14 protein-coding genes are annotated in these 14,593 nt (G+C 68.3%); 12 read left to right on the top strand and 2 right to left on the bottom strand.

Annotated features, from left to right (window positions below):
• Window positions 1-34 precede the first annotated feature (34 nt).
• From Q9K23_RS06515 to Q9K23_RS06485, 7 genes are all read left to right on the top strand, one after another.
• Complete coding sequence (locus tag Q9K23_RS06515; RefSeq protein WP_261977831.1) at window positions 35-820, top strand: ABC transporter ATP-binding protein; 786 nt, start codon at window positions 35-37, stop codon at window positions 818-820.
• Window positions 817-1,722 carry a TauD/TfdA family dioxygenase gene (locus tag Q9K23_RS06510; protein ID WP_053776880.1) on the top strand — a complete coding sequence of 302 codons (906 nt, stop codon included), beginning with the start codon at window positions 817-819 and terminating at the stop codon, window positions 1,720-1,722. Before Q9K23_RS06515 ends, Q9K23_RS06510 begins: the two co-directional genes overlap by 4 nt.
• A gap of 388 nt (window positions 1,723-2,110) precedes the next feature.
• On the top strand, window positions 2,111-2,503 hold the full coding sequence (locus tag Q9K23_RS06505; protein ID WP_053776921.1) for a metalloregulator ArsR/SmtB family transcription factor: 393 nt from the start codon (window positions 2,111-2,113) through the stop codon (window positions 2,501-2,503).
• A complete protein-coding gene (locus Q9K23_RS06500; protein WP_020790709.1) occupies window positions 2,500-2,991 on the top strand; it encodes an SRPBCC family protein in 492 nt (163 codons plus the stop codon). The genes Q9K23_RS06505 and Q9K23_RS06500 overlap by 4 nt, the downstream gene beginning before the upstream one ends.
• Complete coding sequence (locus Q9K23_RS06495; RefSeq protein WP_053776879.1) at window positions 2,951-3,580, top strand: hypothetical protein; 630 nt, start codon at window positions 2,951-2,953, stop codon at window positions 3,578-3,580. The genes Q9K23_RS06500 and Q9K23_RS06495 overlap by 41 nt, the downstream gene beginning before the upstream one ends.
• Before the next feature lie 24 nt (window positions 3,581-3,604).
• Window positions 3,605-5,065 carry a sigma 54-interacting transcriptional regulator gene (locus Q9K23_RS06490; RefSeq protein WP_053776878.1) on the top strand — a complete coding sequence of 487 codons (1,461 nt, stop codon included), beginning with the start codon at window positions 3,605-3,607 and terminating at the stop codon, window positions 5,063-5,065.
• A gap of 23 nt (window positions 5,066-5,088) precedes the next feature.
• The gene (locus Q9K23_RS06485; RefSeq protein WP_053776877.1) at window positions 5,089-7,074 is read left to right on the top strand and encodes a VWA domain-containing protein; all 1,986 of its coding nucleotides are present in this window, start codon (window positions 5,089-5,091) and stop codon (window positions 7,072-7,074) included.
• 30 nt (window positions 7,075-7,104) lie between these two features.
• On the opposite strand, the gene Q9K23_RS06480 is transcribed toward Q9K23_RS06485, so the two are convergent.
• Window positions 7,105-7,728, bottom strand: coding sequence for a hypothetical protein (locus Q9K23_RS06480; RefSeq protein WP_152972687.1), 624 nt, complete (start codon window positions 7,726-7,728; stop codon window positions 7,105-7,107).
• A 118-nt stretch (window positions 7,729-7,846) separates the two neighbouring features.
• Here Q9K23_RS06480 and Q9K23_RS06475 point away from each other — a divergent pair, with 118 nt between their 5' ends.
• Window positions 7,847-8,509, top strand: coding sequence for a DUF1707 domain-containing protein (locus Q9K23_RS06475; RefSeq protein WP_053776875.1), 663 nt, complete (start codon window positions 7,847-7,849; stop codon window positions 8,507-8,509).
• Between the two features lie 9 nt (window positions 8,510-8,518).
• On the opposite strand, the gene Q9K23_RS06470 is transcribed toward Q9K23_RS06475, so the two are convergent.
• Entirely contained in the window at window positions 8,519-9,451 is a 933-nt protein-coding gene (locus Q9K23_RS06470; RefSeq protein WP_053776920.1) for an AEC family transporter, read from the bottom strand.
• A 234-nt stretch (window positions 9,452-9,685) separates the two neighbouring features.
• Here Q9K23_RS06470 and Q9K23_RS06465 point away from each other — a divergent pair, with 234 nt between their 5' ends.
• The 4 genes from Q9K23_RS06465 to Q9K23_RS06450 all read left to right on the top strand — a co-directional run bounded on the left by Q9K23_RS06465 (window position 9,686) and on the right by Q9K23_RS06450 (window position 13,936).
• The gene (locus Q9K23_RS06465; protein WP_020791418.1) at window positions 9,686-10,423 is read left to right on the top strand and encodes a DUF4190 domain-containing protein; all 738 of its coding nucleotides are present in this window, start codon (window positions 9,686-9,688) and stop codon (window positions 10,421-10,423) included.
• A gap of 181 nt (window positions 10,424-10,604) precedes the next feature.
• Window positions 10,605-10,778: a 50S ribosomal protein L32 gene (gene rpmF / locus Q9K23_RS06460; RefSeq protein ID WP_053776874.1), complete on the top strand. Its 174-nt coding sequence runs from the start codon at window positions 10,605-10,607 to the stop codon at window positions 10,776-10,778.
• A 127-nt stretch (window positions 10,779-10,905) separates the two neighbouring features.
• Window positions 10,906-11,541: a trimeric intracellular cation channel family protein gene (locus Q9K23_RS06455; RefSeq protein ID WP_020791419.1), complete on the top strand. Its 636-nt coding sequence runs from the start codon at window positions 10,906-10,908 to the stop codon at window positions 11,539-11,541.
• Between the two features lie 133 nt (window positions 11,542-11,674).
• Window positions 11,675-13,936, top strand: a complete 2,262-nt coding sequence (locus Q9K23_RS06450; RefSeq protein WP_305950432.1) for a CocE/NonD family hydrolase — start codon at window positions 11,675-11,677, stop codon at window positions 13,934-13,936.
• Window positions 13,937-14,593: the final 657 nt, after the last annotated feature.

The raw sequence follows: 14,593 nt of genomic DNA, 5'->3' as shown, positions 1-14,593 counted from the left end.
CGACACTCGGCCGGAAACAACTGCGAGAAAAGCGATCTCACTGTCCGGTGTCTCGCAGAGGTACGGATCCGGGGCTTCGGCGGTGACCGCGGTGGGACCGGTGGACCTCGACGTCGCCGAGGGCGAGTTCCTCGTCCTGGTCGGCGCGTCGGGCTGCGGCAAGTCCACGCTGTTGCGGCTGATCGCGGGGTTCGAGCCGCCGACTGCCGGTGAGGTGCTGGTCGGGGGAGCGGCCCCGGTCCCGGGGGTCACCTCCGGTGTGGTGTTCCAGCAGCCACGTCTGTTCCCGTGGCGCACCGTCGGCGGCAACATCGACCTCGCGTTGAAGTATGCGCGGGTGCCCAGGTCGGAGCGCGCGGCCCGCCGCGACGAACTCCTGGCACGGGTCGGGCTCACCGACACCGCCGACCGTCGCATCTGGGAGATCTCCGGTGGTCAGCAGCAGCGCGTGGCCATCGCCCGGGCGCTCGCCGCCGAGACCTCGCTGCTGCTGCTCGACGAACCGTTCGCCGCATTGGATGCGCTCACCCGAGAGACCTTGCAGGAGGATGTGCGGTCGGTCAGCGCCGATCTCGGCCGCACCAATGTGTTCGTCACCCACAGCGCGGAAGAGGCGGCCTTCCTCGGCTCGCGGATCGTCGTGTTGACGTCACGGCCCGGAACGGTGGCCCTCGATCTCGCCTCGCCGATCCCGCGGACGGGTGTCACCGCCGACGAGGTCCGTGACTCGCCCGAGTACACCGTGCTGCGCACCCAGATCGCGACCGCGGTGAAAGAAGCTGCGGTGGCAGGAACTTCGGCAGGAGGAGCCAGATCATGACCACCACTCACGTTCGGAGCACACCCCACGCACAGACCGCCGGGGGAACCGTGACCTCCGGTGTCGAGTTCGACATCGACGAGTTCGGCCCCCGATTCGGCGCCGAGATCCGCGGCGTGGACGTCGCCTCGGCGTCCGACGACGAGGTCCGCGCGCTGCGTCAGGCACTGATCGACCACAAGGTGATCGTGCTGCGCGACCAGCGGCTCGACGACGCCTCGCACATCGAATTCGGTCGCCGTCTCGGCGATCTCACCTTTGGTCATCCGGTGTGGAACAGCGGCGACGTGCCCGACGAGGTGTACGAGCTCGACAGCGCCGACAACGGATTCGCCGACGTCTGGCACACCGACGTCACGTTCATGCCGCGACCTCCGGCCGGCTCGATCCTGCGTCCGGTGGTCTTGCCGCGCAACGGCGGTGACACCAACTGGGCCGACGCCGAGCTCGCCTACGAGTCGCTCTCGGCGCCGGTACGTGACCTCGTCGACGGGCTGACCGCGACCCACGACGGCAACCGCGAGTTCGGCTACTACCTCAAGCATCGTCGTGACGGTCACGGAAACGTCTGGGATGGAAAGGAAGTCACCGCGCTGGCGCCGGTCAGTCATCCGGTGGTGCGGGTGCATCCGGAGACCGGCCGCAAGGCGCTGTTCGTCAATCCCGGTTTCACCTCGCACATCGACGGGGTCTCCGACGCCGAGAGCCGGGCGATCCTGGATCTGCTGTACGCCCACATCACCAAGCCCGAGCACATCGTCCGGCACCGGTGGCGGCTGGGGGATCTGGTGCTGTGGGACAACCGCAACACCCTGCACTACGCCAACCGCGACTACGGCGACAATCGGCGCGTGATGCACCGCATCACCCTGCGTGGCGACGAGCCCGTCGGACCTCGCTGACGCCCGGTCAACGGAAACTGGCGCCCGGTCAACGGAATCTGGTGCCCGGTCAACGGAAACTGGTGCCCGGTCAGCGGGATGTGGTGCCCGGTCAACGGAAACTGGCGCCCGGTCAACGGAAACTGGCGCCCGGTCAACGGAATTCGGTGCCCACTCGACTCGAGTGGGCACCGAAACTCGTTGAGTGGGCGCTTCTTCTCGTTGAGTGGGCGCTCGATCTCGTCGACCGGGCATTCCTTCGCCTTCGCCTTCGCCTTCGCCTTCCGCTTCGCCTTCGCCTTCACTGTCATCGGTTGCGGCTGCCGGCGTTCCGCGATCCACCCACGGACCGTATTCAACCAATGGGTTGACAACATGCGTGACCCGGCGCACACTCGTATTCAACCGAATGGTTGAGGAGGATGACGTGGAGGACGACGGACTGTCCAAGGTGTTCGCCGCACTCGCCGACCCGACGCGACGCGACATGGTCGCCCGGCTCGCGGTCTCCGATGCGACGGTCGGTCAGCTCGCCGCCCCCTACGACGTCAGCCTCCAGGCGGTGTCCAAGCACCTCAAGGTGCTCGAGGACGCCGGTCTGGTGACCCGCACCCGTTCGGCACAGACCCGCCCGGTTCACCTCGAAGCGGAGGTGTTCGACCTCATGACCAAGTGGATCGAGCGGTACCAGAAGCGCGCCGAGGAGCGATACCAGCGTCTCGACGCCCTGCTGGCGGAGATGAACGACGACGCGCCGCCGCATCGTCGAGACGAACCCACCTCACGAGGAGAAGCATCATGAGCCCCACCACGCGCTACCCGCAGGCCGCCATCGAGGCCGATCCGACGGTCCCGATCATCCGCATCACCCGTGACTTCCGGGCCACCCCCGCACAACTGATGCGCGCCCACACCGACCCCGACCTGTTCATGTCCTGGGTGGGCCCCGACTCGATCAGCAGCAAGGTGATCGAGTGGGATGTCCGCAACGGCGGCAGCTGGCGATACGTCTCCACCGACGGCAACGGCGAGTACGGATTCCGAGGGTGTTTCCACACCGTCACCGACGACACGATCGTGCAGACCTTCACCTTCGAGGGCATGCCCGACGCGGTGTCGCTGGAGAAGTTGTGGTTCGAGGATCTCGGCGACGGCACCACCCGTCTGCACGCCCAGTCGCTGTGTGAGTCCTTCGAGGACCGCGACGGATGGCTCGCCTCCGGCATGGAGGTCGGTGTGAACGAGGGATATGCCCACCTCGACCGCATCCTCGAGGCCGGCGAGGTCTGATCCGGTGCCCGCACTCATCGACCTGTCCGCAGCCGATCGGCACCGTGTGATCGCCGCCGGCTTCGGCACGGTCGCCGACGCGGTGGACGATTGGGATCGACCGGCACCGGTCGACGGCTGGGCGGCCCGCGACGTCGTGGCACACCTGGTGGGGTGGATGACCGGATTCCTCACCGCCGGCGGTGTCGAGGTACCCGCAGCGCCGGCACTCGATGATCCGCCGGCCGCGTGGCGAGCCCACACCGAACACATCCAGGCACTGCTCGACGAACCGATCGCGCAGTCGGTCTTCTCCCATCCGATGGTCGGTGACCTCCGCCTGGCCGATGCGATCGACCGGTTCTACACCAGCGATGTCTTCATGCACACATGGGATCTCGCCGCGGCAGCCGGCCGCGCGGCCGATCTCGATGCTGCCTTCGCCGCGCATCTGCTCGACGGGATGCGGCCGATCGACGAGGTCCTGCGGAGCTCCGGTCAGTACGGGCCCGCGGTCCCCGTCGCCGACGACGCCGACCCGGTCACCGCACTGGTCGGCTTCATCGGACGCGATCCGGCGTGGCGGGGCCCGGGTGGCCCGGCCGCATGACACCGCCGGTCGGGACGTGATGGCATGGCGCGCGCCACAGTACGGAGTACCGTGGTCGGGGTGGCAGAGGACTTCACCATCGGAACCACCGAAACCCGTCATCCGTCCCCGCGAACGTTGGGTGAGCTGCGTGCCAGTGGCCACGTGCAGCGCAGCGTGCGCGACGAGATCCGTAACAACCTGCTGACCGCCCTGCGCGAGGGCCGCGACCCCTGGCCGGGCATCGTCGGCTTCGAGGCCACGGTGGTCCCGCAGCTCGAACGCGCGCTGCTCGCCGGGCATGACGTGGTCATGCTGGGCGAACGTGGCCAGGGCAAGACCCGCATCCTGCGCACGCTGGTGGGTCTGCTCGACGAGTGGACGCCGGTGATCTCCGGCTCCGACCTCGGCGAGCATCCCTACGAGCCGATCACGCCCGCGTCGATCCGCAAGGCCGCCAACCTGCTCGACGACCTTCCGATCGAATGGCGTCACCGCAGTGAGCGCTACAGCGAGAAGCTGGCCACCCCCGACACCTCGGTCGCCGATCTCGTCGGCGACGTCGACCCGATGAAGGTCGCCGAGGGTCGTAGCCTCGGTGACCCCGAGACCATCCACTTCGGTCTGATCCCGCGGGCCCACCGCGGCATCGTCGCCATCAACGAACTGCCCGACCTGGCCGAGCGCATCCAGGTCGCCATGCTCAACGTGATGGAGGAGCGCGACATCCAGGTCCGCGGTTACACCCTGCGGCTGCCCCTGGACGTGCTGGTGATGGCGAGTGCCAATCCGGAGGACTACACCAACCGCGGCCGCATCATCACCCCGCTCAAGGACCGCTTCGGCGCCGAGATCCGCACCCACTACCCGCTGGAACTCGACGACGAGATCGAGGTGATCGAGCAGGAGGCCGACCTCACCGCAACGGTGCCGACCTTCATCACCGAGATCCTCGCTCGGTTCACCCGCCACGCCCGCGACCACCCGTCGATCGACCAGCGTTCGGGTGTGTCGGCCCGGTTCTCCATCGCCGGTGCCGAGACCGTCGCGGCCGCCGCGCTGCACCGCTCCGCGGTGACCGGCGAGGATGTCCCGGTGGCCCGCGTGGTGGACCTCGAGTCGGTCATCGAGGTGCTGCGCGGCAAGATCGAGTTCGAGTCCGGCGAAGAGGGCCGCGAACTGGAGATCCTCGAGCATCTGTTGCGGAAGTCGGTGGCCGACACCGTCCGTGCCCACCTCGGGGGTATCGACATGGCCGCACTGGTGCATGCGCTGGAGGAGGGTGATCCGGTGGTCACCGGAGACCGGGTGACCGCCGCGGAATTCCTCGACTCGCTGCCCGATCCCGACGGCGTGACCGGTGTCCTCGACGCGATCGGCGAGCGGCTGGAGGCGACCTCCGACGGTGAACGCGCCAGTGCCGTCGAGCTGGCGCTCGAAGGACTGTTCCTGGCCCGGCGGATCGGCAAAGAGGCCGACGAGTCCGGCCAGACCATCTACGGCTGATCCAGATCCAGGGGGCATCACCCATGGTGCAGAAGAACTTTCACCGATCCCGCTATCAGCGGTACACCGGCGGACCGGATCCGCTTGCGCCGCCGGTGGATCTGCGGGAGGCGCTGAGCGAGATCGGTGACGACGTGATGTCCGGGGTGAGTCCCCAACGGGCACTTCGGGAATTCCTCCGACGCGGCAGTGCCGGCACCGCCGGCCTCGACCGTCTGCGCGAGCAGGTCAACCGACGTCGGCAGGAACTGCTGAAGAACCGCAACCTCGACGGCACCTTCGCCGAGATCCGCGAACTGCTCGACCGTGCGGTCCTCAACGAGCGCAAGCAACTCGCGCGTGATCTCGACGACGACGCACGGTTCGCCGAGATGCAGATCGGCTCGCTCCCACCGTCCACCGCGCAGGCCGTCGAGGAGCTGTCGGAGTACCGGTGGCGCAGCCCGGAGGCCGCCGCCGACTACGACAAGATCAAGGATCTCCTCGGCCGGGAACTGCTCGACCAGCGGTTCGCCGGGATGAAGGAGGCCCTGGAGGGTGCCACCGAGGCCGACCGCCAACGCATCTCGGAGATGCTGGCCGACCTCAACGAACTGCTCGACGCCCACAATCGCGGCGAGGACACCACCGAGCAGTTCGAGAAGTTCATGGATTCTCACGGCGAGTTCTTCCCCGAGAATCCGCGCAGCACCGAGGAACTCATCGATTCACTCGCCCAGCGTGCGGCCGCCGCCCAGCAGTTCTACAACTCGCTGACCCCGGAGCAGCGTGCCGAGCTCGATCAGCTGGCACAGCAGGCCTTCGGTTCACCGGATCTGATGAACCAACTGGCGCAGATGGATTCGGCGTTGCGGCAGGCACGTCCAGGCCTCGGATGGGACGACGGACAGCAGTTCTCCGGAGATCAGCCGATGGGACTCGGTGAGGGTGCCGCAGCGCTGCGCGACATCTCCGAACTCGAGGCGCTCTCCGAACAGCTCTCCCAGCAGTACGCGGGCGCCCAGATGGACGACATCGACATCGACGCGCTCGAACGGCAGCTCGGGGAGCAGGCGGGCGTGGACGCCCGCACCCTCGTCGAACTCGAGAAGGCGCTGCGTGAGGAGGGATTCTTCGACCGCGCCGCGGACGGCCGACTCCGGTTGAGTCCCAAGGCGATGCGGCAACTCGGGCAGGCGATCTTCAAGGACATCGCCGAGGACATGTCCGGGCGCGGGGAGCGGCAGACCCGCAACACCGGGCTGCTCGGTGAGCCGACGGGGTCGACCCGGGAGTGGGCCTACGGCGACACCGACCCGTGGGATGTCTCGCGCACCGTCGCCAACGCGGTGCTGCGGACCGCAGCGGAAGGGCATCCGACCTCGCGCGATCATCCCGGCGTGCGGATCGACGTCCGGGACGTGGAGATCGCCGAGACCGAGGCCCGCACACAGGCCGCGGTGGTGCTGCTCGTCGATACCTCGTTCTCGATGGAGATGGAGGGCCGCTGGACGCCGATGAAGCGCACCGCGATCGCGCTGAATCACCTCATCTCCACCCGATTCCGCACCGACGAACTGCATCTCATCGCATTCGGCCGGTACGCGCGGTCGATCGACATCGCCGAACTGACCGGACTGCAACCGCGGATGGAGCAGGGCACCAACCTGCATCACGCACTGTTGCTGGCGCAGCGTCATCTTCGGCGGTTCCCCAACGCGCAGCCCGTCGTCCTGGTGGTCACCGACGGTGAACCCACCGCGCACCTCGATCCCAGCGGCGAGCCGTTCTTCTTCTACCCGCCGCATCCGCAGACCATCGCCCTGACCGTCCGCGAGCTCGACCACGTCGCCCGGCTGGGTGCACAGGTCACGTTCTTCCGGCTGGGCGACGACCCGGGTCTGGCCCATTTCATGGATCAGATCGCCCGGCGTATCGGCGGACGGGTGATCGCCCCCGACGTCGACGGCCTGGGGGCCGCGGTGGTGGGGGACTATCTGCGATCGCGCCGGGGTCGCCGGCGCGGCTGAACACCCGGATCGGTCGGGGTGGTCAGGCGGTCACCAGGCCGGCGGTTGCCCGGTGGGTGGCTGCCCGGTGGGTGGGTGACCGGTGGGCGGATAGCCCGGCGGATATCCGGGCGGGGCGGCCGGCGGGGTCTGGTCGCGGTTGCGCCGGTTGCGTCCGACCACCCACAGGATGATGCCGACGATCGTCACCAGCAGACCCAGCCCGCCACCGAACACCGCGAGCAGGACGCCGCCGACCCCGGAGAAGACACCGCTCAGGGACAACGGCGGCGCACCGACGGCGTACCCGTCGCCGCAGTCGATCACGTAGTCGCCGGCAGCGGTGATCCGATACTGGGCGAAGGACCGGACGGTGGTGTTGTCGAAGGTGAACGAGCCCGACTGCATCGTCGACACGCGTTCGACGCCCGGACCGGTCACCGCGCAGGTCGGCAGCGGATCGGAGTAGGGGCCACTGACCGTGCCGGGAGCGTAGAGCGTGAGCTCGGTGTCGGCGTCGAGATGCCGGGTGACCGAGCCGTTGATCGCGAACGCCTGGGAGGTCTGGTCGGCGACCTTGCCGAATCCGTTGACCGCCAGGATCACCCCGACCACCACGCAGATCAGCATGAGAGCAGCGCCGAGCCACGTCAGGACCTTGCCCACACCAGCCATGTGCCGATGGTCGCACACAACCACGACAAACACCCCACAACTCCCGCCCCGGTATCAGGGTGGGACTCAGGGTGTTCACTCATGTCCCGGCCGGGCACGCGCGTCTACCCTCACTGTCGTGACCAGCGCACCCGAACCCCCCGCCTCCGACGACGGCCATTCGCGGATGCGGGCCGCCGACGCCGATCGTGAACTCGTGCAACAGATCCTGGCCGCAGCCCTGACCGGCGGGCACCTGACGGCCGCGGAGTACGAGCAACGGTCGGGGCGAGCGGTGCTGGCGAAGACCTTCGGTGACCTCGACACCCTCACCGACGACCTGCCGGTCACCCAGCTCGGGGTGGCCCTGCCGCAGCCCGGTGACCCCTACCCGAGCCGGGTGTCGTCGGGCAGCGGACGTGAACCGATCCGCAGTCGGCTGGCCATCCTGTCCGGGAGCGAACTCACCGGCGCGGTCCCCGTCGCCGAACATCTGTCGGCGACGGCGATCCTGGGCGGGGTCGAGATCGACCTGCGTGAGGTCGAGTTCACCGCACCCCATCTGACCATCCAGTGTCTGGCGATCATGGGCGGCATCGACATCGTCGTGCCACCCGACGTCGCCGTGGAGATCGGCGGCGGCGCGATCATGGGCGGATTCGGCGGGGGCAAGGCCGCGGGCCCGGGCACCCCGGGTGCACCCACCGTGCACATCACCGGGTTCGCGGTGATGGGTGGCGTGGAGGTCAAGCGCAAGGAACGCGGCGTCGGCGGATGGGCCCAGCGGTGGGGGTGGAGCTGAGCCGGCCCGTCAGGCCAGCAGCCACGCGATGATCATGATCACCGGGATCGAGGCGAGGGTGGTGATCAGCGCGGTGTCGCGGGCCAGGACCTGGCCGCGCCGATAGCGCGTCGCATAGACCAGGACGTTCTGTGCGGTCGGCAGGGCCGCGATCACGACCTGCGCGAACAGTTTGTGGCCTTCCTCGCCGAAACCCCATCGTGCGATCACGTACACGAGTGCGGGCATCACGATCATCTTGAGCACCGTCGCCAGGGCGATGTCGCGGCGCGGACTCTGTCCCTTCTTGAACACCGCGACACCGGTCAGCGACATGCCGAAGGCCAGCAGTGCTCCCGGCACCGAGGCGTTGCCGAGCATCTTGAGCGGTTCGAGGACGGCCTGCGGCGGCATCCAGCCGATCACCGAGATGGCGATGCCGACCAGTCCGCCGATGAGGATCGGATTGGTCAGCGGCAGGATCACCGCGTCGCGCAGCGGATTGCCGCCGCCGCGCTGTAGTGCGGTCTTGTCCAGGGTGACCAGTGCCAACGGTGAATAGATCAGGATCTGGAACAGCAGCAGCGGGGCGATGAACGACGCGTCGTCGAGTACGAAGATCGCGATCGGCAGCCCGAGATTGACGCTGTTCACATACGACGACGACAGTGCGCCGATCACCACTTCGGGGGTCTCGCGATGCAGCACGAGTTTGGCGATCAGGAAGTAGAGTGCGCCGATGGCCAGGGCACTGCCACCGGCGATGACCAGGGTCGACGAGAAGATCACCGACAGATCGGTGGTGATCAGCGAGTAGATCAGCAGTGCCGGGGTGCAGACGAAGAACACCAGCCGGGAGAGCACCTCATGTCCATGGTCGCCGAGCGCGCCGGTGCGGCCCAGGACCACCCCGACGCCCACCATGATGAAGATGACGGTGAACCCGGAGATGACGCCTGACACCCGGGAGAGTCTAGGACGCCGGTGGACCACGGTCCGAATCGTGGCCGGGTCCGTGCGGTGACGGTCGGTCGAATGATCCGCGCCGTCGAGGTGTGGGGTGATCACAGGCCGGTTGGCTAGGCTGGCCGCGACCCGGATGTCGGCGGCGAGATGCCTCGCGTCGCAGAGATCAAGGACTCCGCAGGGTCCAGGACGGCACAGAAGTCCCGGACGCCGTGACGAGCAGGAGGGCTCATGTCCGCACCCCATGACGGTCCGACCGGTGATCCGGCCGAGGACCCCACCAGGATCAACCCGGTCCCGAACGATCCGGGGACCCCCGATCTGTTCAAGAAGCCGGCGCCGGACCCGCCGGCATACGGTGACGCCTCGGAGTTCCAGCCGACGCAGCTCGGACCGAATGTCGTGCCGCCGGTTCCGCCCGTTCCACCGCAGTCGCCGCTGCCGCCACCCTCCTACGGCGCCCAGCCGGAGACCCCGAACGTCTACGGGACCCCGCCCGGGTATGGGACGCCGCCGCAGGGCGACCCGTATGCCCAGGGTCAGTACGCGCAGGACCCGTACGCGCAGTACGGGACTCCCGGCTATGGCACGCCCGGATATGGCGCCCCCGGTTATGGCGCCCCCGGTTATGGCGCCCCCGGTTATGGGACGCCCGGATACGGTGCGCCGGTCAGCCCGCCGAACAACAGCAAGGCCACCGCCTCGATGATCTGCGGCATCGCCGGCGTGGTCTTCAGCGTGGCGGGATGCTGTTTCGCCCTGGTGTTCTTCGTTCCGATGGCGCTGGGAATCGTCGCGCTCGTCACGGGAATCAAGGCGCGCACCGAGATCGAGGCATCGCAGGGCCGCGAAGGCGGCTCGGGGATGGCCATGGCCGGCATCATCACCGGTGCGATCTCGGTGGTGCTGGGTGTGGTGGCACTGGTCTTCCTGATCGTCGGGACCGGCAGTTACCTGGTCAATCTGTAGCAGTCGATGTCGGTGTCCACCGGCGACGATCGGGCCGTTTTGGATCCTCGGCGCCGCGCCAGGTAGTCTGGTCGGGTTGCGTGACGCGCCCGGTTGGCTGCGTGCGCGCCGACCAGCTGGAACCATCCCCCTCGCGGAGTGGATGACTTCTGGTGAAGATCACGTAGAGAAGGGCACGATCATGGCTGTACCGAAGCGCCGGATGTCGCGGGCGAACACCCGCAGCCGTCGTTCGCAGTGGAAGGCGGACAACCCGGCATTGCAGGAGGTGAAGGTCAACGGCGTTGCGCAGCGCATCCCGCGTCGCCTCGTCAAGGCCGTCCAGGCCGGCGTCATCGATCTCGATCGTCGCTGACCCGACCGACCGGTCCACGACCGGTCCACGACCGGTTCGCGAACTCACGCCGAACGCCCCGGAATCATCCGGGGCGTTCGTCGTGTCCGGGGCAGGTCCGCGCACCCTCGTCTGACACGATGAGTGGGTGCTGCTGCAGGTTCTCAACACCGCCGGTATCGCGGTGTTCGCGGCGTCGGGCGCCGTCCTCGGTGTTCGCAAGGATTTCGACCTGTGGGGCATCCTCACCGTCGGTGTGCTGACCGGTGTCGGCGGCGGCATCCTGCGGGATGTGCTGCTGGGCATCACACCACCGGCGTCGATCGACAACTGGACCCCGATCTGCACCGCCGCCATCTCGAGTCTTGTGGTGTTCTTCTTCCATCCGGCGTTCAGTGAGCTCCGCCGGATGATCCTCGTGCTGGACGCATTCGGCATGGGACTGTTCGCGACGACGGGTGCCGGGGTCGCACTCGATGTCGGGGCCAGTGCCTTCGCCGCGGTGCTGGTGGGCATGCTCACCGCGATCGGCGGCGGCATCCTGCGTGACGTCCTGGCCAACGAGATCCCGCTGCTGCTGCAACCGGCCGACCTGTATGCGATCCCCGCTCTGCTCGGTTCGGCACTGTTCGTGACGGGGGAGAGACTGGCACCGCAATGGCATGCGTGGTGGGTGGTCGCGGCGGTGATCCTGGCGACCGGGCTCCGGTTGCTGGGCCTGGCATTCCACTGGACGTTGCCGACAGCGCCGACGCGGACCTGGCCCCGACGCTGGACCCGGTGACCGCGGGTCTTGCGATCAGCGCGGTGAAAACCCCGGTTCACCGATACCGTGACGGCCTGATGGTCGTAACGTCGCCGGGGTGCTGGGGGAACACATGTCTCGGGGTCATCGGTCGGTCGGCAAACGTCTCGTCGTGCGCGCGACGATCCTGCTGTGCAGCCTGGCCGTGGTGGTCACCGGCGGGGTCCTCACGAGCGCGGTATCCGACGCCGCGCCGACGACGAGCGGCGTCGGACGCGGCGCGGGCAGCGTCACCCAGGCGTATCTGACCGGGGCGACGCCCGGGGCGTCGGTGGTGCTGCGGGATGCCGCCGGGACACGGGTCGGGGCCGGCCATGTGGACCGGCTCGGCTCGTTCCTGGTGCGTGAGCTCGCTCCGGGTGGCGGCTACCGCTTCGAGGTGGGTGGCCGGAGTGGCAACTCCTTCGCGGTACTCGGCGAGGCGCCGCCACCGACAGCCCAATTCGGCCAGGCCCTGCGACCCGGGATGAACTACATCCGGGTGCGTGACGGCATCACGCTGGCGGCGATGGTGCGACTGCCGGTGGGCAAGACCCTCGCCGACGGCCCGTTCCCGACGCTCGTCGAGTACTCCGGCTACCAGATCGCCGCACCCGGTGACTTCGTGCTCGGGGCGTTGGGATCACTGGCGCGGCAACCCGATCCACGCTCGCCGGCCATCAGCACCATGCTGGGTGGGATCATCGGTCCCACTGCCGGTTTCGCGACGGTGAACGTCGCGATGCGGGGCAGCGGCTGCTCCGGAGGGGCGTTCGGCCTCTTCGACCTGCCCACCACCTACGACGGCTATGACGTCGTCGAGACCGTTGCGCGCCAGCCGTGGGTGGCCCACCACAAGGTGGGCATGGTGGGGATCTCGTTCTCCGGGATCTCGCAGATCGCCGTCGCCGGGACGCGGCCGCCGAGCCTGGCGGCGATCGCCCCGATGAGCATCACCGACGATCTCTACTCCACCGGGTTCCCCGGCGGGATCTTCAACACCGGCTTCGCAAACACGTGGCTGGCCGAACGGCAACGTGACGCCGCACCCGCACCGGCCGGGGGCCAACCCTACCCGCGGGTGGCGATCGCAGACGGCGACCGGATCTGCGCCGATAACCAGCGACTCCGGCTGCAGTCGGTCGACGCCGAGCGTCTCGTCGCCGACAACCCCACGCGCACACCGTCGGTGCACGACCACCGGTCACCGTCCTGGTGGGCGTCGCGGATCACCGTTCCGGTCTACCTCGCCGGCGCCCTGCAGGACGAGCAGACCGGTCCGCAGTGGACCGCGATCATCCCGCGACTGGCACACAATCCGAACGTGTGGGTCAAGATGATCAACGGATCGCACTTCGACTCCACCCATCCGCAGATCCTCGGACCGTGGAACGAGTTCCTCGACATCTTTGTCGCCCACCGTGTCCCGACCCCGAAACCTGCACTGACCGCGCTCGGCCCGGTGCTCTACGAGGCCACCAGTGGCACCCCGGGCCGGCCGATCGTCACCGCGCGTCATCCCGATGCGGGGTCGCTTTCCCGTGCCCGGACACTGTTCGCGCAGGACCCGCGGATCCAGGTGTTCTTCGGCAACGGCACCGGCACCGTACCGCCCGGCAACATGAGTGCCCCGTGGTCGGCCGGGTTCTCGTCGTGGCCACCGGCTTCGGTGGGTGACGGTCATCGCCTGGCGCTCGGGGTCGGCGGAACCCTGGGCGGGACCGGCGGATCGGGCCAGGTCTCCTTCCGTCCCGATCCGTCGGCGCGACCGGCCGGCACGCTGGACGTGACCGGACCGTCGATGCTGCCGTGGAAGGCCCGCCCACCCTATGACTGGGCGCCGATCCCCGGGCAGGCCGGCGTCGGATTCACCAGTGCGCCACAGCAAACCGACACCACCGTGGTCGGTCCGGCGAGTCTGGACCTGCGGCTCGCGTCGTCGGCACCCGACACCGACCTACAGGCCACCGTCTCCGAGGTGCGGCCCGACGGTCGGGAACAACTGGTCACCACCGGCTATCTGCGGGCGTCGTTGCGGGCCACCGACGATGCCGCCACCGCGCTGCACCCCGCGCGCGATTGGCTTTCGCCGCAACCACTTCCCTCCGGGTTCAGCACCGCACGGATCTCCCTGGAACCGATCGCCTACACCTTCCGCGCCGGATCGCGGATTCGGGTCACGGTCACCGCACCCGGTGGGGACCGCACGTCGTGGCGGTTCGACACCCCGGCCACCGGCGGCCGCATCGTCGACACCCTGGCGCTGGGCCCGGGCGGGTCGTCACTGGTGTTGCCGGTGGTGCCCGGACTTCGGGCCGGTAGCCCGTCGGCGCCCTGCGAAGGTCTGCGCGGTCAGCCGTGCCGGATCTACACGCCGGCGTTCAACGGGGGATAGCGAACGGCCACCGTGATCGCGTCTGATCGGTGGTCGAGCGGGTGTCGTCGCTTGGGTTTCGTGCTGCTCGTTGGTGGTTGAGCGGGTCGTCCTCGCGTAGCGAGGTCGCCCGGTTGTCGAAACCTCTGTTGGCTGTGGCGGGGAGGTGGCCGGTTGTGGGGTGGTCGCTGTGCGTTGGCGGCCGGTGGAGGTTTCGACGGCCGCGTCGTCGCTGGCGCTCCTTGCTGCTCAACCATCAACTGGGGCACGGTGGTTGAGTGGCTGGCCGTGGCTTGGGCTTCCGTGCTGTTCGTTGGTGGTTGAGCAGGTCGTCCTCGCGCAGCGAGGTCGCCCGGTTGTCGAAACCTCTGTTGGCTGCGGCAGGGGGTGGCCGCTTGTGGGGTGGTCGCTGTGCGTTGTCGGCCGGTGGAGGTTTCGACGGCCGCGTCGTCGCTGGCGCTCCTTGCTGCTCAACCATCAACTGGGGCACGGTGGTTGAGTGGCTGGCCGTGGCTTGGGTTTCCGTGTTGTTCGTTGGTGGTTGAGCAGGTCGTCCTCGCGCAGCGAGGTCGCCCGGCCGTCGAAACCTCCGCAGCCATTTGATGGAACGCAACCACCTCTGAGGTGGTCACCCCCGAACTCGGCCGACGGAGATTTCGACACGACTCGTCGCTACGC

Source organism: Gordonia sp. NB41Y (assembly GCF_030718915.1).
Lineage (GTDB): Bacteria > Actinomycetota > Actinomycetes > Mycobacteriales > Mycobacteriaceae > Gordonia > Gordonia desulfuricans.
This window is presented reverse-complemented; position numbering and strand designations above follow the sequence as displayed.